Source organism: Streptomyces sp. NPDC048671, from assembly GCF_055587045.1.
Window position 1 is genome coordinate 73,926 of sequence record NZ_JBVJHB010000006.1, and the last position, 21,408, is coordinate 95,333.

A 21,408-nucleotide genomic window follows, 5' to 3' on the forward strand; every position below is an offset into this window, starting at 1 on the left:
GGGGAGCGCTCAGCGGTGCAGGGCCGCGATGGCCTTCGCGAGTGCCGCGGGGACGTCGGGGACCAGCGTGTGCTGTCCGTCGCGCACGATGTGCCGTCCGGCGACCACCGTATGGCGCACATCGGCCGCGGAGGCGGCGAATACGGCTGTCTCGGCGGCCAGCCTGGGGACCGGCCCCGCTGTTCTGACGGAGTCCAGGGCGATGGTCGCGAGGTCGGCGGGCGCGCCCGGTTCGAGGATGCCCGCGTCGGGCCGGCCGAGCGCGGCATGGCCGTCCACGGAGGCGGCGCGCAGCAGCGCGGAGGCGGTCCAGTGGCCGCGGGCCCGGGTGCGCAGGCGCTCGTTGAGCTCCATCGCGCGGGCCTCCTCGAAGAGGTCGATCACGGCGTGGCTGTCGCTGCCGAGCGACAGCGGGGAGCCGGCGCGCTGGAGGGCGACGGCGGGGCCGATGCCGTCGGCGAGATCGCGTTCGGTGGTCGGGCACATGCAGGTGCCGGTGGCCGTGGAGCCGATCAGCGCGATGTCCTCGCCGGTGAGATGGGTGTTGTGGACGCCGGTGGTACGCGGGCCGAGTACCCCGTGGTCGGCGAGGAGCCGGGTGGGAGTGCAGCCGTGGACGGCGAGGCAGGCGTCGTTCTCCGCGGTCTGCTCGGAGAGGTGGACGTGGAGCGGCGCCTGCCTCTCCCGCGCCCACGCCGCGACGGTGGCGAGCTGGGCCGCGGGCACGGCGCGCACGGAGTGGACGGCGGCGCCGATCAGGGCGTGCTCGTCGCCCTTGAGGAGGGAGGCGCGCTCGGCCCAGGCGTCGGCGGTGGTGTCGGAGAAGCGCAGCTGGTGGTGGTCGGGTTTCAGGTACTGGGAGGGCCTGCGGCCGAACCCGGCGGCGAGGTAGGCGGTGTCCAGCAGGGTGATCCGGATGCCGGCCTCGCGCGCGGCCGCGATCAGGGCCGCGCCCATCGCGTTCGGGTCGCTGTACGGGGTGCCGCCGGGCGCGTGGTGCAGATAGTGGAATTCGCCCACCGCGGTGATGCCGGCCAGCGCCATCTCGGCGTACACCGCACGGGCCAGTTCGTAGTAGGTGTCGGGGGTGAGCCTGGACGCGATCTGGTACATGGTGTCGCGCCAGGTCCAGAAGGTGCCCGAGCCGACCTGGACGGTGGAGCGCAGGGCGCGGTGGAAGGCGTGCGAGTGGGTGTTGGCGAGACCGGGCAGGGTGAGCCCGCGCAGCACGGTGGCGCCGGGCGGCGGGGAGTCGGCCCCGGTCCGCACCCCGGCGATCAGCCCGTCGGCCACCTCCAGGACGACACCCGGTTCGACATGGGTGCCGAGCCAGGCATGGGAGAGCCAGTACGTCACGGTGCCGGGCCTGCCCGCCGGCCCGGCTTCCGGCTCCGTCGCGGGGACCTTCTCGGGGACTTTCGCGGGGACTTTCGCGGACCCTGTTGCGGGGACCTTCGTCGGCTCCGTCGTCATCGGCACGCGAGACCTTCCAGTACATCGGCGAGTGCGATCACCCCGGCCACGCAGTCGTCCTCGTCGGCGTGCTCGGCCGGCGAGTGCGAGATCCCGGTGGGGTTCCGGACGAACAGCATGGCGGTAGGGACCGAAGCGGACAAAATACCCGCATCGTGTCCCGCTCCGGTGCCGAGTACGGGGACGGCGCGGCCGTCCCCACGGGTGGCGGCACCCTTCAAAATCGTGCCCAGCTCGTCGCGCAGGGCGTGCTGGAACTCCACCACCGGCGTGAAGGACTCCCGTACGACGTCGAGATCGATACCGGCCCGTTCGGCGTGTTCCCGGGCGGCCCGCTCGATCCCGGTGACGACGGTGTCCAGGGTGTCCTGGTCGGCGGCCCGGGAGTCGAGCCAGCCGCGCACGAGGGAGGGGATGGCGTTGACGCCGTTCGGCTCGACGGCGATCTTGCCGAAGGTGGCGAGGGCGCCGGCCAGCTCCGCCTCCCGGCGGGCAGCCAGCACCGTCTCGGCGTACGTGAGCATCGGGTCGCGCCGGTCGGCGAGCCGGGTGGTGCCCGCGTGGTTGGCCTCGCCCCGGAAGTCGAACCGCCAGCGTCCGTGCGGCCAGATCGCGGAGGCGATGCCTACGGGGTCGCCGGTGAGGTCGAGGGCGCGGCCCTGTTCGACGTGGAGCTCGACGAACGCGCCGATCCGGGCGAGCCGTTCGGGGTCCGGCCCGATGCCGCCGGGGTCGTACCCGGCCGCCTCCATGGCCTGCGGGAGCGTGACACCGTCCCCGTCCCGGAGCCGGTGCGCGGCCTCGACGGTCAGCTGCCCGGCGGCGAGCCGGGAGCCGACGCAGGCGAGGCCGAAGCGGGCGCCCTCCTCGTCACCGAAGTTGGTGATCGCCAGCGGCCGGGTGAACTCCACTCCCCTGCCGCGCAGTTCATCGAGCGCGGCGAAGGAGGAGACGACACCGAGCGGCCCGTCGAAGGCGCCGCCGTCCGGCACCGAGTCGAGGTGCGACCCGGTGACGACGGCGTCCCCGGCCAGGGGGTCACCGAGCCAGGCCCACTGGTTGCCGTTGCGGTCGGTCTCGAGGGCCAGCCCGCGCGCCTCGGCCTGCGCCCGGAACCACGTACGGCAGTCGGTGTCGGCGGAGGTCCAGGCGTAACGGCGGTAGCCGCCGCTGTCCGGGTGCCGTCCGATGGGAGCGAGCTCCCGCCACATATCCTGGAAGGACAGGGTCGACCGGGGTCCGCGCGGCGCCGTCACGCCTCGCCCTCCCGCATCGGCACCCGCACGTCCTTGTCCGCGGCGACCGACTCCGCGATGTCGTACCCGGCGTCCACGTGCCGGATGACGCCCATGCCGGGGTCGTTGGTCAGCACCCGGCGGATCTTCTCGCCGGCCAGCTTCGTCCCGTCGGCCACCGTCACCTGGCCCGCGTGGATGGAGCGGCCCATGCCCACGCCGCCGCCGTGGTGGATGGAGACCCAGGACGCCCCCGACGCCACGTTGACCATCGCGTTCAGCAGCGGCCAGTCGGCGATCGCGTCGGACCCGTCGAGCATGGCCTCGGTCTCCCGGTAGGGGGAGGCCACGGAGCCGCAGTCCAGGTGGTCGCGCCCGATGGCCAGCGGCGCGGCCAGCTCACCGCTCGCCACCATGTCGTTGAACCGCTCGCCGGCCCGGTCCCGCTCGCCGTAGCCGAGCCAGCAGATACGGGCGGGCAGCCCCTGGAACTGGACGCGCTCGCCGGCCATCTTGATCCAGCGGTGCAGCGACTCGTTCTCCGGGAAGAGTTCGAGCATCGCCTTGTCGGTCTTGTGGATGTCGGACGCCTCGCCGGACAGGGCCGCCCAGCGGAAGGGGCCCTTGCCCTCGCAGAAGAGCGGCCGGATGTACGCGGGCACGAAGCCCGGGAAGTCGAAGGCCCGCCCGTAGCCCGCGAGCTTGGCCTCGCCGCGGATGGAGTTGCCGTAGTCGAAGACCTCGGCGCCCGCGTCCATGAAGCCGACCATCGCCTCGACGTGCTTCGCCATCGACTCACGGGCGCGCAGGGTGAAGTCGGCGGGCTTCTCGGTGGCGTAGTCGGCCATGTCGTCGAAGTCGACCCCGAGCGGCAGATAGGCGAGCGGGTCGTGCGCGCTGGTCTGGTCGGTGACGATGTCGACGGGGGCGCCCTCGGCGAGCATCCGGGGCAGCAGCTCCGCGGCGTTGCCGAGCAGCCCGATGGAGAGCGGCTTGCGGGCGTCCCGTGCCTCGACCGCGAGCTGGAGCGCGTGCTCCAGGGAGTCGGCCCGCACGTCCAGGAAGCGGTGCTCGATGCGGCGCTCGATGGCGCGCGGGTCGCAGTCGATACAGATCGCGACGCCGTCGTTCATCGTCACGGCGAGGGGCTGGGCGCCGCCCATGCCGCCGAGCCCGGCGGTCAGCGTGATCGTCCCGGCCAGCGTCCCGCCGACCCCTTTGCCGATCGAGTGCAGCTTCGCGGCGACGGCGGCGAACGTCTCGTACGTGCCCTGAAGGATGCCCTGGGTGCCGATGTAGATCCACGATCCGGCGGTCATCTGGCCGTACATGGTGAGCCCGAGCGCCTCCAGGCGGCGGAACTCCTCCCAGTTCGCCCAGTCGCCGACGAGGTTGGAGTTGGCGATCAGGACCCGCGGGGCCCACTCGTGCGTCTGCATGACGCCGACGGGGCGCCCGGACTGGACGAGCATCGTCTCGTCCTGCTTGAGCGTCCGGAGCGTGCGCACCATCGCGTCGAACGAGCGCCAGTCGCGGGCGGCCTTGCCGGTGCCGCCGTAGACGACGAGCTTGTCGGGGTGCTCGGCGACCTCGGGGTCCAGGTTGTTCTGCAGCATCCGCAGCGCGGCTTCCTGCTGCCATCCCAGGGCGCTCAGCTCGGTACCGCGCGGTGCCCGTACGGGGCGGGGTCCTGACATGGCAATGCCTCCTCGCGACTGTGAATTTTCTATTCACATCTTGATCGGCTGAATACCTCCAGTCAACAGGGTGGCGCGACCCGGACCAGGACGACGCCCGGACGGCGCCCCTTCCGGTGTTCGGACGACCTCCCTGCGATGTCCGGACGGCCTCCTTCCGGTGTGTGGCAGGGCATTTTCCACCGCCGCCCGCATGTACCTGTGGAAAATGCCAGAACCTCCACCAGGCGTGAGCACGTTGCGTAACCTCTGGGTCACAGCCGCACACAGTGTCGGAGGGGAGTCCGTGTGCCCGGAATCGACGAGTGCCTGCTCGACGTCATGAGACTGCCCGGTGCCCGTGGTGCCGCCGTGGTCGACTGGACGAGCGGTCTCGCTCTCGGCACCATCGGTGACTCGCCCAACGGCGACCACGAGGCCACCGCCGCCGAGACGGCCGAGGTGGCACGGATGGCGGCCGAGCAGCCCGCCTTCGCCCTGGAGTTACCGCAGCCGCCGACCGCCGTCGGCAGGGGCGTCACGGGGACGGGGTCCCCGGTCGAGGACGTCATCGTCACCACCCGGGCCGGGTACCACATCCTCCGGTTCGTCGAGACGGACTTCGACAGCAGCGTCTTCCTCCACCTGTGGCTGGACCGCGCGGAGGGCAATCTGGCCCTGGCCCGGATACGGCTGGGCGAGATGGCCGAGCGGCTGGTCCTGGCATGAGAACGACCACCCCCGCGCCCGCCCCCTCCCCCGCCGCCGTGCTCTCGCCCATGCTCCAGCGCCTCGCCGACGAACGGGCCACCGGCGCCCTGATGCGCGACCGGGGCACCCTCTACCTCGCCGACGGCAAGGTGGTGCACGCCGAGAGCCCGGCCACGCCCGGTATCGACGTCCTGCTCACCCGGGGCGGCGCGCTGCACCGCGACGGCTGGTGGGACGCGGTCGCCCAGGCGGGCGCCGGACAGCGGGTCGGCCGCTACCTCGTGGACAGCGGCCGGGTGGCGGGCGGCGCGCTGGAGCTGTGCCACCTGGGGGCGTTGTACGACGCGGCGTTCTTCGCCCTCGCCCCGACCGCGACCCCGGCCCGCTTCCGTTACGGGGTCGCCCACTGGATCGGCCCGGTCCGCCCCGTGCCCGTGGACGCCGTGCAGCGCGAGACGCTCCGGCGCCGGGAGCTGCTGGACCGGATCTGGCCCGAGGCGGTGACCGACAGCGCCCCGCTCGTACGGACCGGCCGCCCGGTCGACTCCCCCGTACCACCGCGCCAGCAGCGCGTACTGGAGCGCGTGGACGGGGCGTGCACCGCGACGGACATCGCCCAGGAGCTGGGCAGATCGGCGTTCCACACCCTGGTCGACCTACGGCGGCTGGCCGCCTCCGGGCTGGTGGAAGCGGTCCGCCTGCCGACGGGCCCGGCCGCCCGGATCGAGCTGCCCGAGGTCACGGCCGACCCCGACGTCGCCCTGTTGCGCCGGCTCCGAAACGCGTTGGAGGCCCTGTGATACGCGCGCTCAGACAGCGTGCCGGGAGGAGACAGCCGATGGTGCCCGAGGCCGAAGTCCAGGATGTCCTGGCCGAACTCCAGCGGCTGCGGGCGCGGGTGCCGCTCCTCGCCGGCGCCCTGGCGGCCAGCACCGACGGACTCGTCCTCGCCCATGACACCCCGGGAGTGGAGGCCGAAGGAGTCGCCGCACTGACCGCGGCCGCGCTCGGGGTCTCGATCCGGATGACGGAGGCGACCGGCCGGGGCGGCTTCCGTGAACTCCTCGTACGCGGCGAGACGGGCTACATCGCCGCGTACGCCGCGGGGTCGTCGGCCGTACTGACCCTGCTGGCCGAGGACCGGATCAACGTCGGCAGGCTCCATCTGGAGGGCCGCCGGGCCGGCGCCAGGATCGGTCAGCTCGTCGACGCCGCACTGGAACGCACCCCGCAGCCCGCGCCCGGCGCACGCCCGCCGCTGCCACGCACCCCGCAGCAGCCGGGCATCCTGCCCCACCGCACGACATGACCCACCCCCCAGCTCTCGCACCCAGAAAACGGAACCGGTCGTCACGGCCGGTCAGGGAAAGGAATCGAGCACTCATGGCGAACACCGAAGCGTCACTGAAGGAAGCGATGACGTCCATCGAGGGCACCGTCGGTGTCGCCCTCGTCGACTACACGAGCGGCATGGCGCTGGGCACACTCGGCGGCGGCAAGGAATTCAACCTGGAGGTCGCGGCGGCCGGCAACACCGACGTCGTACGCGCCAAGCTCCGCACCATGGAGCACCTGGGCATCCAGGACGAGATCGAGGACATCCTGATCACCCTGGGCACCCAGTACCACCTGATCCGGCTGCTCAAGACCCGTGGCAACAACGGCCTGTTCCTCTATCTGGTGCTGGACTCGGGCCGCGCCAACCTGGCCATGGCCCGTCACCAGCTCAAGAAGATCGAGGCCGAGCTGGAGGTCTGACCGGCCGGTCAGCGGGAGCGCCGCGCCCCACCGGGTGCGGCGTCCCCGGCCGCCGGCCCCGTCGTCCGGTACGCCCTGACCGGCTTGCCGGTGGGCCGCCCGCGCTCCACCCAGTCCGTACGGACCCAGTACAGGACGTCGTCCCGGCGCTCCCGCTGCCCGATCCGGACGGCCTTGGCCCAGAGCCCGGCCCCGGCCCCCGCGAGCAGCAGCCCGCCCGCCCCTGGCACCACGAACGCGCTCGCCACGGCCACCAGGAACGCCCCGAGCAGCCACCAGCGGTGCCCGCGGCGCCAGTTGCGTACGGTCACGGCCCGGTCCTGGAGGAAGTCGGTGCGGCCGGCCCGGGTGGCACCCCGCGCGAGTCCGTCGTACCGCTTGCCGCGTGCCGACGCCACGACGGCCATCGTGACCAGGAACAGCGCGGCCCCGGCCAGCAGTCCGATGCGCCGGCCGGTGAGCCCCGGCACCAGTGCCCCGATGGCCGCGGCGAGCAGCCCCGGCCACCACATCGGCGCCGCGCCGGCCCGTACGATCACGGCCACTCTCGCCAACGACTGCGCTCCGCGCCCCACGTCCGTACCCCTCTCCGACGGGCCCTGTGCTCGTTCCGTGGGCGCAGATTAGGGGCCGGACATGAGCGAAGTCTGAGAAGCGGCGCACCGCGCCCGTGACGGGCGGGGCGCCGCACGGTTGGCTCTATGCCGCGCGGTTCACTCGACGAACAGGCCCCGCGCCGCCGCCCTCGCGTCGAACTCCTCCAGCCGCGCCTGCGCGTCCGGCAGGGCGTCGCACATGGACTCCAGCAGCACCCGTCCGAGCAGCATCGGCGCACACGCCGTGTCGAAGGCGAGCCCGGTCCCGACGGCCGCCGGGATCAGGAGGTCGCTGTGGCCGGCCACCGGGGCGAAGGCGGAGTCCGCGACCGACACCACGGTCAGTCCCTGTTCCCGCGCGTACGCGAGGGCGTCCACGACCTCCCGGGGGTGGCGCGGCAGCGCGAAGCAGATCAGCGCGCTGGCCCCGGCCCGCCGGGCTGCGTCGATCCGGTCGTGCAGCATGCTGCCGCCCTCGTCGAGCACCCGGACGTCGGGGTGGACCTTGGCGGCGAAGTACCCGAAGCCGCGGGCCTGCGAGGAGGCGGCGCGCAGCCCGAGCACGGGCAGCGGGCGGGAGGCGGCGAGCAGCCGCCCGGCCCGCTCGACCGGGCCCGGATCGGCGAGCAGCTCGGCGAGGTGGCGCAGGTTCTCGATCTCGGCGTGCACCGCCTGCTGGTACTCGTTGTACGTGTCCTCCCCGGCGCCCGCGGCGGGCCCGGCCGGGGAGACCTCGCGCAGATGTCTGCGCAGCGCGGGGTAGCCGTCGAAGCCGAGCGCCACGGCGAACCGGGTGACGGAGGGCTGGCTCACCCCGGCCAGTTCGGCCAGTTCGACGCTGGACAGGAACGGGGCGTCGCCCGCCCTGCGCACCATCGAGTGCGCGATGCGCCGCTGGGTGGGAGTGAGCCTGCGCCCCTCGAACAGCTGCTGCAACCTCGCGGCCGGGCTGCTCCCGCTCATCCTGTCCCCTCGCTAGATCCGTCGCGCCGCGCTCCGGCACCGACGAATCCATTCAGCCAGCAAGGCGTCTGCATGTCCATATGCAGCCGACCGGTGAGGGAGGATCCGGCGGCGGCGCCGGGGGCGCGCTCCGGCACAAACAGGGGGGTTAGCCCCACTGACCCGGCCACCGCGGCTTCGTACCGTATGGATATGGACGCACCCGACACCGAGCTCAAGAAGGAGCTCGACGCCACCCTTCAAGCCCGCAGTGAGCTGGGGGCCGAGTACGAGTCCGCGCTCGTCGAGTCATTTCTCGAAAAGGTCGAGCAGCGGCTCGACGGCACGCTGGACCGGCGGGTCAGGCGTCATCTCGCGGAGCAGCAGATCGTCGTCGCCAGGGGGGCCCGTCCGCCGCGGCCCCCCGCGGGGCACTTCGGTGAGCGGTACGGATTCGCGATCATCTCGCTGGTCCTGGCCATCCCGCTGTCGGCCATCGGCGTCGCCAACGCGGGCATCCAGGGGCTGGTCGTGGCCTGGCTCGGGATCGTCGGTGTCAACGCCTTCCAGGCCGCCCGCGGCGGGCGGCTCTTCCGGCGCCGGGACGACGAGCGGCAAACGCAGAAGTCCGACTGGGAGGAATGAGCGGCCACCGGAACCGGGCGACCGCACCGGCCGGCTGAGAGCGGTGGGCGTACCCGCCGGCTGAGAGCGGTGGGCACCCGCCGGCTGTGAGCGGTGGGCGCACCGGCCGGCTGTGAGCGGTGGGCACCCGCCGGCTGTGAGCGGTGGGCGCACCCGCCGGCTGAGAGCGGGAGCTCGCGGGAACCCGGCGTACGGATGTGTCGCGGGGACCGCCGCACCCCCGGTTTCCCGGAGGGCGGGACGACGGCGGTCCCCGCGAGGGACGCGGTCCGGGTCAGGGCCGGTCTCGCATCCGGGCGACAGTGGAGGTCCGGGAGCCGCTCCGTAGTCCGTGTCGCCGTATGGTGCCGGCGGGTCTCCCCCGCCGACACCCATCAATCTGCCCGAGCCGTGTTAAGCCGGTGCTGCGGGTACGTGTCGCGCTCGTACCGTTTTCGCGAAGCCCGTACGCCGGACCCGCGCTACGGCTTGGTGCCGGGGGCCGACGCGTCCCTGGCGAGGAACGCCAGCAGGTCCTGCCTGCTGACCACGCCCTTCGGCTTGCCCTCCACCAGCACGATCGCCGCGTCCGCCGCGCCCGCACCGCCGAGCACCGCCATCAGGTCCTCGACCGGTTCGCCGGAGCCGACCTGCGGCAGCGGCGGCGACATGTGCTTCTCCAGCGGGTCGGAGAGCGAGGCGTGCTCGGCGAAGAGCGCGTTCAGCAGCTCCCGCTCGACGACCGAGCCGATGACCTCGGCGGCCATCACGTCCGGGTGGCCCGCGCCCGGCTTCACGATCGGCATCTGCGAGACGCCGTACTCGCGCAGGACCTCGATCGCCTCGCCGACGGTCTCCTCCGGGTGCATGTGGACGAGGGTCGGGATCGGGCCCTCCTTGTAGTCGAGGACGGCCGCGACGCGTGCGGAGGGGCCGGTGTCCTCCAGGAAGCCGTAGTCCGCCATCCACTCGTCGTTGAAGATCTTGCTCAGGTAGCCGCGCCCGCTGTCCGGCAGGAGGACGACGACCACGTCGTCCGGCCCGAGCCGCTTCGCGACCTCCAGGGCGCCGACGACCGCCATCCCGCAGGAGCCGCCGACCAGCAGGCCCTCCTCCTTGGCGAGCCGGCGGGTCATCTGGAAGGAGTCCTTGTCGGACACGGCGACGATCTCGTCGGTGACCGTCCGGTCGTACGCGGTCGGCCAGAAGTCCTCGCCGACGCCCTCGACCAGATACGGCCGCCCGGAGCCACCCGAGTAGACCGAGCCCTCCGGGTCCGCGCCGACGACCTTGACCGCGCCGCCGCTGGCTTCCTTCAGGTAGCGGCCGGTGCCGCTGATCGTGCCGCCGGTGCCGACCCCCGCCACGAAATGGGTGATCTTCCCGTCCGTCTGCTCCCACAGTTCGGGACCGGTGGTCTCGTAGTGGGAGCGCGGGTTGTTCGGGTTGGAGTACTGGTCGGGCTTCCAGGCTCCGGGCGTCTCACGGACCAGCCGGTCGGAGACGTTGTAGTAGGAGTCCGGGTGATCGGGGTCGACCGCCGTCGGGCAGACGACGACCTCGGCCCCGTAGGCGCGCAGCACATTGATCTTGTCCGTGGACACCTTGTCCGGGCAGACGAAGATGCACTTGTAGCCCTTCTGCTGCGCGACGATCGCCAGGCCGACGCCCGTGTTGCCGCTCGTCGGCTCGACGATCGTTCCTCCGGGCTGCAGCTCGCCGCTCTGTTCGGCGGCCTCGATCATGCGAAGGGCGATCCGGTCCTTGACCGAGCCGCCGGGGTTGAAGTACTCGACTTTGGCCAGGACCGTCGCCTGGATGCCTGCCGTCACACTGCGCAGCCTCACCAGCGGGGTGTTGCCTACGAGGCTGATCATCGAATCGTGGAATTGCACCGTGTACTCCGGGGTCTCCGAGATGGTGCCGCAAGAGTATGCGTACGGGGACGGGATTGGGCGAAGCGATTGAACAACGGTCCCTTGGGGGCAGTTAGCTCTGTGTACGACTAGCTCTGTGTACGACGGTGACGACCTCACCCGCGATTGCGGACGCCGCGACGCCGCGGCGGTCGTGGGCGGGGTCGTAAGGCGACGAGGAGGTGGACCGGACTGTGTCGAGAGCAAGGGTGGCACGGCGGATCGCGGCGGGCGCGGCCTACGGCGGCGGCAGCGTCGGGCTGCTGGGCGCCGCGGCGGTAGGGGTCCTGCTGGCGGAGGTCCAGCTGGCGAAGCGGCTGGTGGGCGGCGGCACCGCACCGGTGCCGCCGAGCGCGGACGGGCGGTACGGGGTGGCGTTCGCCGGACCGGCGGACCCGCTGCGGCTCGGGATGCTGGGGGATTCCACGGCGGCCGGGCAGGGCGTACGGCGGGCCGGGCAGACACCGGGGGCGCTGCTGGCCTCGGGGCTCGCGGCCGTCTCGGAGCGGCCGGTGGATCTGCGCAATGTCGCGCAGCCGGGAGCCAGGTCGGACGATCTGGAGCGGCAGGTGTCGCTGCTGCTGTCGGATCCGTCCGGGGTCCCGGACATCTGCGTGATCATGATCGGGGCGAACGATGTGACGCACCGGATGCCCGCGACCCAGTCGGTGCGCTGTCTGACCACGGCGGTGCGCAGGCTGCGTACGGCGGGGGCCGAGGTGGTGGTCGGCACCTGCCCGGACCTGGGCACGATCGAGCCGGTCTACCAGCCGCTGCGGTTCCTGGCCCGGCGGGTGAGCCGGCAGCTGGCGGCGGCGCAGACGATCGGTTCGGTGGAGCAGGGCGGGCGCACGGTGTCGCTGGGCGACCTGCTGGGCCCGGAGTTCGAGGCGAACCCGCGGGAGCTGTTCGGCCCGGACAACTACCACCCCTCGGCGGAGGGGTACGCGACGGCCGCGATGGCGCTCCTGCCGACGGTCTGCGCGGTGCTGGGGCTGTGGCCGGAGTCCGATCATCTGGACGGCGCCCGGCGCGAGGACATGCTGCCGGTGGCCAAGGCGGCCTCCCAGGCGGCCAGGGAGGCCGGTACGGAGGTCACCGGGGCCCGTGCGCCCTGGGCGCTCCTCAAGCACCGCAGGCGGCGGCGTCTGCCCGCGGCCACGGAGCCGCATCCGCACTCGCACCCCCATGCGCACCCGGCGGCGCACGGGGAGCAGGGCGGGTCCACCCGGGCGGACCCGCCTCCGGGCACCGATACGGGTACCTCGTCCCGGACCGCCTGAGCCGACTGACTGAGCGGTCGCTTAGAAAAGAGGCCCGCATCACACGCACAGTCGGGTGACCTCAGCAGTACGTCCGGGTAACTTCCAGAGCAGTCCAGCCAGACAGCCTTCCAGCCCTCATGGAGCCGCGTGATGCCCGAAGCCGTGATCGTCTCTGCTGCCCGTTCCCCCATCGGCCGGGCCTTCAAGGGCTCGCTGAAGGACCTGCGGTCGGACGACCTGACCGCCACGATCATCCAGACCGCACTGGCCAAGGTCCCCGAGCTGGACCCCAGGGACATCGACGACCTGATGCTCGGCTGCGGCCTCCCCGGCGGCGAGCAGGGCAACAACCTGGGCCGCATCATCGCCGTACAGATGGGGATGGACCACCTTCCCGGCTGTACGGTCACCCGCTACTGCTCCTCCTCCCTGCAGACCAGCCGCATGGCGCTGCACGCCATCAAGGCCGGCGAGGGCGACGTGTTCATCTCGGCCGGTGTCGAGATGGTGTCCCGGTTCGCCAAGGGCAACTCCGACAGCTGGCCGGACACCCACAACCCGCTGTTCGCCGACGCCGAGGCCCGCACCGCGGCCCGCGCCGAGGAGTCCGGTGCGAGCTGGCACGACCCGCGCGAGGACGGCCTCGTGCCGGACGCGTACATCTCGATGGGGCAGACCGCGGAGAACCTGGCCCGGACCAAGGGCGTCACCCGCCAGGACATGGACGAGTTCGGCGTCCGGTCGCAGAACCTCGCCGAGGAAGCCCTCAAGAACGGCTTCTGGGAGCGCGAGATCACCCCGGTGACGACGCCGGACGGCACGGTGGTCGCCAAGGACGACGGCCCGCGCGCGGGCGTCACCCTGGAGGGCGTGCAGGGCCTGAAGCCGGTCTTCCGGCCCGACGGCCTGGTCACCGCGGGCAACTGCTGCCCGCTCAACGACGGCGCCGCGGCGCTCGTGATCATGTCCGACACCAAGGCGCGCGAGCTGGGCCTGACCCCGCTGGCCCGGATCGTCTCCACCGGCGTGTCCGGCCTCTCCCCCGAGATCATGGGCTACGGACCGGTCGAGGCGAGCAAGCAGGCGCTGAAGCGGGCCGGGCTGAGCATCGACGACATCGACCTGGCCGAGATCAACGAGGCCTTCGCCGCCCAGGTGATCCCCTCCTACCGGGACCTCGGCCTGCCGCTGGACAAGGTCAACGTCAACGGTGGCGCCATCGCCGTCGGCCACCCCTTCGGCATGACCGGCGCGCGGATCACCGGCACGCTGATCAACAGCCTGCAGTTCCATGACAAGCAGTTCGGCCTGGAGACGATGTGCGTGGGCGGCGGCCAGGGCATGGCGATGGTCATCGAGCGACTGAGCTGACCGCCGCCGTCCCGCCGAGGACCGCGGCGACCGGCCGGGCACGGCCGGGCACGGCCGCACAAGAGCCGTCACAAAACCCGCCACGGGAGCCGTCACAAGACCCGTCACCGGCCCCGCCCGCCGGGGCTCTTCGGGCCTTTCGGGCCTTCCGGACCGGTCGGCATGGCCGGTTCCGAGCCCCGACCGTGACCGAATCTCCCCCAGGATGTGACCTATCTCCTGGGGGAGAGTCATTCCCGCAGGTCACACCCACATCAGGGCTAAACCCCAGGCACAAAGACCTGTCCAATTCGTGACGTAATGCACTGACACATGGTGCCGGTACAGGCCAAGCTGATGTAGGAAGTCGGGGGATCGATTGAAACCGGGAGTATGTCAGTGAGCGCCATGCCTCTTGCCCTGTTGCTGACCACCGCCGCTGCCACGGCCGTGGGCGCCGCTGCTCTGCACGCCGCTCACGGGCTGCGTAAGCAGGTATCCGCCCTCCGAAGTGAGCTGGCCGACGACCGCGCCCATGCCGCCGCCGTCCCCACCCAGAGCCGTAACGACGCCACCCCTGTCGCGGAAATACGCGCGGCGGTCGCCGAGGCCCTGGCCGAGGAGCGCGAGCGCGAGCTCGCCGAGGCGCGGGCCTTCTGGGCCTCGCAGGAAGCGCGCGACGCCGCCGACGCCCCGTCCCTGCTGGGCGGCCTGGCCGGGCTCGGCGAGGACGCCCCGTTCTTCATGCCGCGCCAGGCTGACTTCGCCGGCCTGGAGGCGATGGACCTCGACGCCACCGAGGCGCTGGAGGAGCTGACGGAACTGGCGGACATCGCGGAGCTCCCCGAGATCGCGGAGTTCGCCGAGGACTCCCCCGAACTGGCCGCGGCCCGTCGCCGCCACCCCTCGCACCCCGACTTCGTGCCGGTGCAGACACCCGTTGTCACCGACCACGAGCGTACAGTGAACCGTCTGGAAGAGCTCGCCGACAGCCGTACGGAACTCTCCGACGTGCGACCCGGCCCGCTCGGCACCCTGGACGTCTACGTCTTCGCCGACGGCACCACGCTCTGCATGACCCCCGGCCACCGGGAGACGGCCGAGCGTCTGGCCGAGTCGCTGCGGTCCGGTGAGCACCCGGTGCTGCTGGGCGGTTCCGGGGTCTCCGGTGCGTACGCGCTGACGTTCTCCTGCGGCAGGGAGAACGTGTACATACTGGCCGACCGCGTCATCGCGAGCTTCTAGCCCGCGGACCGGTCGTCCGGCGCCTCCCCGGCACAGCGGCCCTCGCCGGCCGCCGCCCAGAACACCCCCGCACGCCCAAGCGTCCGGCGCCTGCCTCCTGCCGTCTGTCTCTCAGGCGAACGCCCGCGCGGCCGCTTCATCGACGAATCGCACGGCCTCGTCCAGCTCCGCTGACGGGGCCATTTCCAGTGCCACGGCCAGATCCCGCCCCGCGACCGCGAGTTGGTCACCGATCGCGAAGATCCCGGCGTCCGGCATGGTCATCGGCTCCCGTCCGGGCGCCTCGATGCGCTGCGCCCGCACCGCCAATTGCCTGGCCACGGCCAGCCCTTCGGCCGCCGCTCCCCGTTGCAGCCTGCTCTGCGGGGCGGCGCGCAGCCGGTCGGCGAATCGGTCCACGGCGATGATCAGGGGCGTCGTATCGAGCACCCCGCGACCCTACGCGCCCCTCCGGGACGGTTGCCAACGGGCCGACGCCCAGGCACGGCTTCGGGAGCGCCTCCGTCCCCGCGAACGGGAAACGGCCCGCAGGCTCCGTCGAAGGAGCCTGCGGGCCGTTCACACGAGACGGACGGGACGTCCACAACACAGACGGGACGTCCAGAGCACGACCTAGTCGTCGCCGCTGAGGATGGAGAGCAGACGCAGCATCTCCAGGTAGATCCACACCAGGGTCATGGTGAGGCCGAAGGCCGCCAGCCAGGACTCCTCGCGCGGGGCGCCGTACGCGACGCCGTCCTCGACCTGCTTGAAGTCCAGTGCCAGGAAGCACGCGCCGAGGATGATGCCGACGACACCGAAGAGGATGCCGAGGCCGCCGCTGCGGAAGCCGAGGCCGTCACCGCCACCGAAGGCGGCGAACAGCAGGTTGACCACCATCAGGAGCATGAAGCCCATGGCGGCGGCCATCACGAAGCCGTAGAACCGGCGGGTGACGCGGATCCAGCGCATCTTGTACGCGAACAGCACACCGGCGAAGACACACATGGTGCCCATCACCGCCTGCATCACGACGCCCGGTCCGATGTACGTGCTGACCGCGCTGGAGATGACCCCGAGGAAGACGCCCTCGAAGGCCGCGTACGCGATGATCAGCGCGGGGACCGGAGTGCGCTTGAAGGACTGGACGAGCGACAGCACGAACGCGATCAGCGCGGCGCCGATCGCGATGCCGTACGACTTGTTGAGGTTGGCCTCGTCGACCGGGAGCAGGGCCCAGGCGACAGCGGCACCCGCCACGACCGTGCCCAGCGTCAGCGCCGTACGGGTGACGACGTCGTCGATCGTCATCACACCGGAACGCGCCGGCGCCTGCGGGGCGCCGAACTGGGCGTCCGGCTGGGCATAGGGGTTGGTGGCGTATGGGTTGGCACCCGCTACCGGGGCCCCGGCCTGCGGTGCCGCGTTGACGTTCGCGTAACCGTTGTCGCGGCTGAAGCCCCGTCGCGAGAAGACCGGGTTGCTGCTCCTCATCTCACTCCTCCATGGCCACCCAGCGCGGCCTTGGGACAAGAGTAATGGGTAGGCAAAACAAACTCCCTAGTGCCAGGGGAGGATCTTTCCGGGACGGTCCTTTCCCGGGTGCACGAGGTCGAGGTTCAAGCCCAGCCTCCCCACCGGCCAGGTGCACGAGAAGGAGGCGGTGGCCCGGCGGTACCCGGCCGAAGTCCTCTGCGGACCGTACGTGGAAACGCAGGGCCTGGATGATCGCCGGAGAGACGGAATACCGCTCGCGGGCCACGTAATGCCGGGAGAGTCGGCACCATGGGGATCCCACAGGCCGGAGCGGACCCGAATCGGGACGGAGACGATGTCCATGCGCCAGGAGCAGCGGGACCAGCCGACCGGAACCAACTCGACCGGCGGCGACGCCGACGACCTCGCGCGGCGGGTACGTGAGGAGCATCCCGGCGCGCGAGACCTGGACAGGATCGACGCGGCGCACACGGCACACGGCGGGGTCCGGCACCGGATCTGGCTGGACGAGGCGACGGGGGTGTTGCTGGTGCTGGAGCCCGCCGGTGCCGAGTTGCGACGGATGCCGCTGCGGTCCGCGTCCTGCGCACGGGTGCTGCACGATCTGACGTCCCCGGTGCTGGCGCGGCTGGCCGCCCCCGCCGACAGCTACCGGGCCCGCCCCGAGGTCGATCGCGATCTCGGGGCGCTCGTCCAGCTCTTCCGCGTGCAGCTCGCGCGGATGCGGACGGAGCACACCGACCCCGCCGGGCTGGTGCGGGCCGTCCACGCACAGGTCGGGCGGGCGGGTCACGCGCGGCAGGCCGCGCGGCGCGCGGCGTTTCTCGGCTGGTACCTGGCAGGCGCCTACGGCGACGACGGCGCGGGCCACGACCGGGCGGAACAGGACCTGGGGTGCGGCATCGCCCCGGGCGCCGGATTCGCGGCCCGGACCATCATGGGCTGGTCGTGGTTCAGGCAGCGGATACGCGGCCAGGTCCAGCTGCCGCGGTTGGCGTCGGTCCCCAGCGAGCGGCGGCGGCGAGGAGGGAAGCACTGGTACTACGAGTTCCGGACGATCGGGCGGAGCCTCATCGAGCGTCAGATGCTCGAACTGCGTGCGAAGCTGCCCGGAGCGGACGTCACCGCCGATTCCCTGGTGCTCGACGAGTGGTCCGACCCCACCGCACACCCGGTGTCCGGTGCGGAGGACGAGATCTTCTCCCGGCACTTCGACGCCGGTCTCCGCTTCAGCCAGGAGGGATCGCGCACTCTGTGGCTGCGGCTCCCGGCCGCGCTCGCCCACCGGACAGCCCCCTACACGGGCGGTCGCGGGGTGAGGACGGCGGTTCTCGGCGACGATGTCGTACTGAACCTCCACCGCCAGGAGGCCGACGGCGAGGGCTCCTACCTGGACCACGACCCGCGTCCGTGGCTGGCGGAACTGCTGCCGCTCCGCGACGACCTGGCCGGGGGCGATGTCCGCGCGGCGGCCGTGTCCTGGCGGGCCGCCAACGAGTCCCTCGCGTTCAGCGGGGTGCCGGAAAGGCCGCCCATGCCGGACGGGCTGGACGAGGACGAACTGACGCCCCAGCTGCACGCTCTCGTCCGGCTGCTCGAAGAGGCCCCCTGACTTCCGCCGCCCCGGACCTCCACCACGGCTGTCCGCGCCGGCCCGTCCGCACCGCTCCCCGCGCCGTCAGGAGAACAGATTCTCCGGGAAGTCGGTCAGGAACATCACCAGCACGAGCCCCATCAGCACCAGCGCACCGGCCCCCTCGGCCAGGGCCGCGCGCGGGCTGCCGGCCAGTGTGGCGGTGCGCTTCGGGTCGGCGGGGTCGTAGCGCACCGTGACCCGCGCGCCCTCGACGTAGCGCCTGCTGCCGCCGTCGTGAAACTCGACCCACTCCCCGTTCCGAGCGGTGAACGCGAAGACGCGCCAGGCCCGCCGGTCGTTCGACGAACCGGTCGCCGCGTCGCGCTCGTACACACGGATGCAGCGCGCCGGCGCGGAGACGCCGGAGCGCGCCCCGCGCAGTTGCCGGGCGGTCCGCCCCAGGGACCTGAGCGCCGCCAGGGCGACCACACCGATGAGTACGTACGACGTGTTCATGGATTCCTTGGTCCGTTGATGCGGTGCCCCGACGATGCCGTGCCCGGATGCCCGGATGCCCGGATGCCCGGATGCCCCGATGCCCTGATTGCCTGATGCCTCTAGCCGTTGCGCAGCCGGTCGGCGAGGAAGCCCACCGCACAGCCCACCAGCAGAACCACCAGCTGGACCAGGAAGGTGATGGCCGTGAGGTCGCTCCCCTGGGACACGTAGATCACCAGTTGCAGGGCAACGGCGGGCGCGAACGCGGCGAGGCCGTGCCGTACGCGTGAATCGCGTGACGGCGAGCGGTGCAGCGCCGCCGCGGCCCAGGTCCCGAGCGCGATGCAGACGGCGGACGGCAGGTGCAGGAACAGGATGGTACGGGCGGGCGAGGCCACGCTCGACGGGTCGTCGCCCGCCACCCAGTCCCACACGACCACCGCGACGCACAGCTCCGTGATCAGGGTCACCAGGATGCCCGCGGCCCAGGGCAGCATCAGGTCGAGCAGCCGCGGCCTGTCACCGGCGGGGGCGTACCCGCGGTGGGCGTCAAATCGCGACATTCGGCTGCCTCTTCGTCGTCGGCCGGCGCTCGGGCACTACTTCACCTCGATGCTGTCGACGATCTTCGTCCGGTCGGCATCGCTCAGCTTGCCCGCCTGGGCGTCGATGCGTACGGAGTAGATCTTGCCCTTGGAGTCGACACCCGTGATGACCACGCCGTTGACCTTGGCGCCCTTCGGGGGCGACTGCGGCACACCCGTACCCGTGTAGCTGAAGTCGATGCGCTTCGCGCCCTTCGCGCCCTTGATGTCGGCGTCCTTGGTGTCCTTCACCTCGGTGGTCGCCATGAGGAGGGCCCGCCCTACGGAGGCCGCGTCGTCGCCGTTCGAGGCGTTGGCGAAGCCGCTCTGGATCGACACCTTGACCGTGGGCCGGTCGCCCTCGGTGCGCAGAGCCGCGGCGTCGTTGAGCTTGCCGAGCTCCGCCTTGCTCTGCTCGGTGAGCTCGGCCGGGTAGGAGAGCGACACGGTCGGCCCCGACAGCTCCTTCCAGCCGCTGGGCGCGGCCGGTGCGTCCTTCTTCTCGGCGCCGCAGGCGCTGAGCGTCAGGCCGGCGGTGAGGACAGCGGTCGTGACGGCGACAGCCTGCACCGTCCGGCGGAGGGAACGGTAGGTCATGATCACGTCTCCTTGTACTGATCGATCAGTTCGCACAGTAGCTGTACGGGACGAAGGAACGCTGCCCGTTGGTGGGAGCCCCCAGGAACTCGGCCTTCTGCAGACTCTTCTCGCTCTCGGAGGTGGTGTAGGCGCCGTTGATGCCCGCCACCTCCAGATTGATGTCGAGGCCGATCTCGTCGGACGAGGAGGAACCGTCGTACTCCTGCTTGCTGACCTGGCCGTGCTGGAACGCGTAGTGGCCGAACGGGTCGCCGGGACCGGGGTCCTTGGTCGGGACGGGCGTGCCGGTGAACAGGTAGTTGAACGCACTGTTCATGCCCTGCCCGGAGAACATCTGGGCCTTGATGCGGTCGGACTCCGCCTTGGAGAGGCTCTTGTCGTCCAGCGGCACGGTGGTCGTGACGACCTGGGTGGTCGTCCCGCCGCCCTTCTTGCTGCCGCTGACGTCACCCGTGAGACCGGCGTTGGCGTCGGCCTTGCCCTCAAGGGTCCGCGTCATCGTGATGCTCTTCACCTTGCCGGTCTTGCTGTCGACCGTGACGGTGATCGCACCCGCCGCCGAGCCTTCCGCCTCGGCGCCGGCCTTGACCGGTCCGGCCTCTCCCTTCGCGTACGCACCACCGGTGGCCTTGGCCTGGTAGGTGTACGAGTCGGTGTTGTCGATGTGGTTCTGCGTCAGGGTGACCTCCTGGGACTCGGAGATCTTGACGCCCGCCTCGATGGTGGCGCCCGGCGTGGGTGCCGGGGTGGTCGTGCCGTCGGGGTTGGTCGTGTCAGGGGCGTTCAGCCCCGCGCCGAACTGGAACCCGGCCTGCGCGGCGACCTCCAGGCTCAGCTTCTGGGTGGTGATGTGCTTGTTGCCGAGCTTGTCCTCGATGTTCTTCTTGAGGCGGCTCTCCTTGGCCTTCGGGCCCTTGCCGAACCAGCTGGCTATCTCGGTGCTGCCGCCCACGATCGGGCTGAGGTTGGAGAGCTTGTTCAGCCGGCTGAGCTTCTTGTACTCCTGGAGGTCCTTGCGGAACTGGTCGGCTTCCTTCTGGCTGTCGAACACCCAGGTGTCGCCCGTGGTCACCGTGAGCCCGGCGCCGATCTCGACCTTGTCCTTGCCCACGTCGCCGATCTTGACGCGGCCCTTGGGCTTCTCCGTCCCCTTCACCGAGCCGGCGTCCGTGAAGGTGAGCGTGACCTGCTCGTCCTTGTCGTCGATCTTTCCGTCTTTGTTGACGTCCTTATTGGCCTTGGACGTCGTCTCCTCGAAGCCGAATTCGCCGCCGAACTCGATACCGAGCGTCTCGAACGAGACGCCTATCTTGCCGCCCTGAGTACCGGACTTCGTGACCGTCGCACAGGTGATGGGCTCGAATTCGGCGTTGGGATCGCCGCCCGCCTCGTCACCCTTGCCCGTGTCGCACCCGCCGCTGCCACCGCCGACCGATGCGACGAGGCACTGGATCCGCTGGGTGATCTGCCCACCGAGACCGGCCACCGCCATACCGCCGATGAGAGAGACGACGACCAGGATCGTCCCGAGGTACTCGAACGCGGTGGCTCCCCGATCACCCCGTCTGCTGCTGGGTATGAGCTCCCGGTGCCTCGTTCGCGGCATGACTTGTTCCTCCCCGTATGGCCTTAGGCCAGGGAGGCTAGGAGAGGTGCACCTGGTACGGCACGGGCCCGTGGGCCCAATCCCGGTCCCAATTCAGACACGCCACCGGGTCAACCGGGCCCGCCCCGCGGACAAAGCGGGCGAGGAGTGGCGGGGCGCGCACGCGGCGTTACGCACAGTGGCCGGCCGCCGGCCCGGGTGACGCCCGACACCGCCGGTCCGCCGGGTCGCACGGTCCGCCGGGGAGACCCGGCGGACCACCTCACGGAAATCAACC

General features: G+C 71.5%; 21 protein-coding genes. 9 read left to right on the forward strand and 12 right to left on the reverse strand.

The window, feature by feature from the left end; translation table 11 throughout:
- Positions 1–9 precede the first annotated feature (9 nt).
- Genes ACZ6S6_RS13575 through hutU form a run of 3 tightly spaced genes read right to left on the reverse strand, consistent with a single transcriptional unit; the run spans position 10 to position 4,405 of the window.
- Complete coding sequence (locus ACZ6S6_RS13575) at positions 10–1,473, reverse strand: formimidoylglutamate deiminase (RefSeq protein WP_469705716.1); 1,464 nt, start codon at positions 1,471–1,473, stop codon at positions 10–12.
- The gene (locus ACZ6S6_RS13580; protein ID WP_469705933.1) at positions 1,470–2,684 is read right to left on the reverse strand and encodes an allantoate amidohydrolase; all 1,215 of its coding nucleotides are present in this window, start codon (positions 2,682–2,684) and stop codon (positions 1,470–1,472) included. The genes ACZ6S6_RS13575 and ACZ6S6_RS13580 overlap by 4 nt, the downstream gene beginning before the upstream one ends.
- Positions 2,685–2,725: 41 nt before the next feature.
- Positions 2,726–4,405, reverse strand: a complete 1,680-nt coding sequence (hutU, locus tag ACZ6S6_RS13585; RefSeq protein WP_362954918.1) for a urocanate hydratase — start codon at positions 4,403–4,405, stop codon at positions 2,726–2,728.
- 288 nt (positions 4,406–4,693) lie between these two features.
- Here hutU and ACZ6S6_RS13590 point away from each other — a divergent pair, with 288 nt between their 5' ends.
- From ACZ6S6_RS13590 to ACZ6S6_RS13605, 4 genes are all read left to right on the forward strand, one after another.
- The gene (locus ACZ6S6_RS13590) at positions 4,694–5,113 is read left to right on the forward strand and encodes a hypothetical protein (protein ID WP_362954920.1); all 420 of its coding nucleotides are present in this window, start codon (positions 4,694–4,696) and stop codon (positions 5,111–5,113) included.
- Positions 5,110–5,895: a transcriptional regulator gene (locus ACZ6S6_RS13595; protein ID WP_362954922.1), complete on the forward strand. Its 786-nt coding sequence runs from the start codon at positions 5,110–5,112 to the stop codon at positions 5,893–5,895. Before ACZ6S6_RS13590 ends, ACZ6S6_RS13595 begins: the two co-directional genes overlap by 4 nt.
- 38 nt (positions 5,896–5,933) lie before the next feature.
- A complete protein-coding gene (locus tag ACZ6S6_RS13600; RefSeq protein ID WP_362954924.1) occupies positions 5,934–6,404 on the forward strand; it encodes a roadblock/LC7 domain-containing protein in 471 nt (156 codons plus the stop codon).
- Between the two features lie 74 nt (positions 6,405–6,478).
- Positions 6,479–6,853: a hypothetical protein gene (locus tag ACZ6S6_RS13605; protein WP_362954926.1), complete on the forward strand. Its 375-nt coding sequence runs from the start codon at positions 6,479–6,481 to the stop codon at positions 6,851–6,853.
- Positions 6,854–6,861: 8 nt separating this feature from the next.
- On the opposite strand, the gene ACZ6S6_RS13610 is transcribed toward ACZ6S6_RS13605, so the two are convergent.
- Both ACZ6S6_RS13610 and ACZ6S6_RS13615 read right to left on the reverse strand, forming a co-directional pair.
- The gene (locus ACZ6S6_RS13610; protein WP_469705722.1) at positions 6,862–7,398 is read right to left on the reverse strand and encodes a hypothetical protein; all 537 of its coding nucleotides are present in this window, start codon (positions 7,396–7,398) and stop codon (positions 6,862–6,864) included.
- Positions 7,399–7,566: 168 nt separating this feature from the next.
- On the reverse strand, positions 7,567–8,412 hold the full coding sequence (locus ACZ6S6_RS13615; RefSeq protein WP_469705724.1) for a MurR/RpiR family transcriptional regulator: 846 nt from the start codon (positions 8,410–8,412) through the stop codon (positions 7,567–7,569).
- Between the two features lie 192 nt (positions 8,413–8,604).
- Here ACZ6S6_RS13615 and ACZ6S6_RS13620 point away from each other — a divergent pair, with 192 nt between their 5' ends.
- Entirely contained in the window at positions 8,605–9,036 is a 432-nt protein-coding gene (locus ACZ6S6_RS13620) for a hypothetical protein (RefSeq protein WP_362954932.1), read from the forward strand.
- Positions 9,037–9,497: 461 nt separating this feature from the next.
- On the opposite strand, the gene ACZ6S6_RS13625 is transcribed toward ACZ6S6_RS13620, so the two are convergent.
- Positions 9,498–10,910, reverse strand: coding sequence for a cystathionine beta-synthase (locus ACZ6S6_RS13625; protein WP_362954933.1), 1,413 nt, complete (start codon positions 10,908–10,910; stop codon positions 9,498–9,500).
- Positions 10,911–11,140: 230 nt separating this feature from the next.
- Between ACZ6S6_RS13625 and ACZ6S6_RS13630 the strand changes: the two genes are divergently transcribed.
- The 3 genes from ACZ6S6_RS13630 (at position 11,141) to ACZ6S6_RS13640 (ending at position 14,791) form a co-directional block, all read left to right on the forward strand.
- Positions 11,141–12,214 (forward strand): SGNH/GDSL hydrolase family protein, encoded by a 1,074-nt coding sequence (locus ACZ6S6_RS13630; protein ID WP_362955246.1) that lies wholly within the window; start codon positions 11,141–11,143, stop codon positions 12,212–12,214.
- Positions 12,215–12,346: 132 nt separating this feature from the next.
- Positions 12,347–13,567, forward strand: coding sequence for an acetyl-CoA C-acetyltransferase (locus ACZ6S6_RS13635; protein ID WP_362954935.1), 1,221 nt, complete (start codon positions 12,347–12,349; stop codon positions 13,565–13,567).
- Positions 13,568–13,939: 372 nt separating this feature from the next.
- The gene (locus tag ACZ6S6_RS13640; protein ID WP_362954937.1) at positions 13,940–14,791 is read left to right on the forward strand and encodes a hypothetical protein; all 852 of its coding nucleotides are present in this window, start codon (positions 13,940–13,942) and stop codon (positions 14,789–14,791) included.
- A 111-nt stretch (positions 14,792–14,902) separates the two neighbouring features.
- On the opposite strand, the gene ACZ6S6_RS13645 is transcribed toward ACZ6S6_RS13640, so the two are convergent.
- Both ACZ6S6_RS13645 and ACZ6S6_RS13650 read right to left on the reverse strand, forming a co-directional pair.
- Positions 14,903–15,220 carry a hypothetical protein gene (locus tag ACZ6S6_RS13645; RefSeq protein ID WP_362954938.1) on the reverse strand — a complete coding sequence of 106 codons (318 nt, stop codon included), beginning with the start codon at positions 15,218–15,220 and terminating at the stop codon, positions 14,903–14,905.
- 183 nt (positions 15,221–15,403) lie between these two features.
- On the reverse strand, positions 15,404–16,264 hold the full coding sequence (locus ACZ6S6_RS13650) for a Bax inhibitor-1/YccA family protein (protein ID WP_362954940.1): 861 nt from the start codon (positions 16,262–16,264) through the stop codon (positions 15,404–15,406).
- A 337-nt stretch (positions 16,265–16,601) separates the two neighbouring features.
- Between ACZ6S6_RS13650 and ACZ6S6_RS13655 the strand changes: the two genes are divergently transcribed.
- Positions 16,602–17,879, forward strand: coding sequence for a hypothetical protein (locus ACZ6S6_RS13655; RefSeq protein ID WP_469705728.1), 1,278 nt, complete (start codon positions 16,602–16,604; stop codon positions 17,877–17,879).
- Between the two features lie 66 nt (positions 17,880–17,945).
- Here ACZ6S6_RS13655 and ACZ6S6_RS13660 read toward each other — a convergent pair whose 3' ends face one another.
- The 4 genes from ACZ6S6_RS13660 to ACZ6S6_RS13675 form a co-directional block, all read right to left on the reverse strand.
- Positions 17,946–18,359: a DUF3592 domain-containing protein gene (locus ACZ6S6_RS13660; protein WP_362954944.1), complete on the reverse strand. Its 414-nt coding sequence runs from the start codon at positions 18,357–18,359 to the stop codon at positions 17,946–17,948.
- A 101-nt stretch (positions 18,360–18,460) separates the two neighbouring features.
- Positions 18,461–18,904 (reverse strand): hypothetical protein, encoded by a 444-nt coding sequence (locus tag ACZ6S6_RS13665; RefSeq protein ID WP_362954946.1) that lies wholly within the window; start codon positions 18,902–18,904, stop codon positions 18,461–18,463.
- 36 nt (positions 18,905–18,940) lie between these two features.
- A complete protein-coding gene (locus tag ACZ6S6_RS13670; protein ID WP_469705731.1) occupies positions 18,941–19,522 on the reverse strand; it encodes a hypothetical protein in 582 nt (193 codons plus the stop codon).
- Positions 19,523–19,547: 25 nt separating this feature from the next.
- On the reverse strand, positions 19,548–21,131 hold the full coding sequence (locus ACZ6S6_RS13675; protein WP_362954949.1) for a hypothetical protein: 1,584 nt from the start codon (positions 21,129–21,131) through the stop codon (positions 19,548–19,550).
- Positions 21,132–21,408 lie beyond the last annotated feature (277 nt).

Coding starts and splice junctions, on each gene's coding strand:
- ACZ6S6_RS13575 (WP_469705716.1), bottom strand. CDS start 1,473: ATGACGACGGAGCCGACGAAGGTCCCCGCAACAGGGTCCGCGAAAGTC.
- ACZ6S6_RS13580 (WP_469705933.1), bottom strand. CDS start 2,684: ATGTGGCGGGAGCTCGCTCCCATCGGACGGCACCCGGACAGCGGCGGC.
- hutU (WP_362954918.1), bottom strand. CDS start 4,405: ATGTCAGGACCCCGCCCCGTACGGGCACCGCGCGGTACCGAGCTGAGC.
- ACZ6S6_RS13595 (WP_362954922.1), top strand. CDS start 5,110: ATGAGAACGACCACCCCCGCGCCCGCCCCCTCCCCCGCCGCCGTGCTC.
- ACZ6S6_RS13600 (WP_362954924.1), top strand. CDS start 5,934: ATGGTGCCCGAGGCCGAAGTCCAGGATGTCCTGGCCGAACTCCAGCGG.
- ACZ6S6_RS13605 (WP_362954926.1), top strand. CDS start 6,479: ATGGCGAACACCGAAGCGTCACTGAAGGAAGCGATGACGTCCATCGAG.
- ACZ6S6_RS13615 (WP_469705724.1), bottom strand. CDS start 8,412: ATGAGCGGGAGCAGCCCGGCCGCGAGGTTGCAGCAGCTGTTCGAGGGG.
- ACZ6S6_RS13620 (WP_362954932.1), top strand. CDS start 8,605: ATGGACGCACCCGACACCGAGCTCAAGAAGGAGCTCGACGCCACCCTT.
- ACZ6S6_RS13635 (WP_362954935.1), top strand. CDS start 12,347: ATGCCCGAAGCCGTGATCGTCTCTGCTGCCCGTTCCCCCATCGGCCGG.
- ACZ6S6_RS13640 (WP_362954937.1), top strand. CDS start 13,940: ATGTCAGTGAGCGCCATGCCTCTTGCCCTGTTGCTGACCACCGCCGCT.
- ACZ6S6_RS13650 (WP_362954940.1), bottom strand. CDS start 16,264: ATGAGGAGCAGCAACCCGGTCTTCTCGCGACGGGGCTTCAGCCGCGAC.
- ACZ6S6_RS13655 (WP_469705728.1), top strand. CDS start 16,602: ATGTCCATGCGCCAGGAGCAGCGGGACCAGCCGACCGGAACCAACTCG.
- ACZ6S6_RS13660 (WP_362954944.1), bottom strand. CDS start 18,359: ATGAACACGTCGTACGTACTCATCGGTGTGGTCGCCCTGGCGGCGCTC.
- ACZ6S6_RS13665 (WP_362954946.1), bottom strand. CDS start 18,904: ATGTCGCGATTTGACGCCCACCGCGGGTACGCCCCCGCCGGTGACAGG.
- ACZ6S6_RS13670 (WP_469705731.1), bottom strand. CDS start 19,522: ATGACCTACCGTTCCCTCCGCCGGACGGTGCAGGCTGTCGCCGTCACG.
- ACZ6S6_RS13675 (WP_362954949.1), bottom strand. CDS start 21,131: ATGCCGCGAACGAGGCACCGGGAGCTCATACCCAGCAGCAGACGGGGT.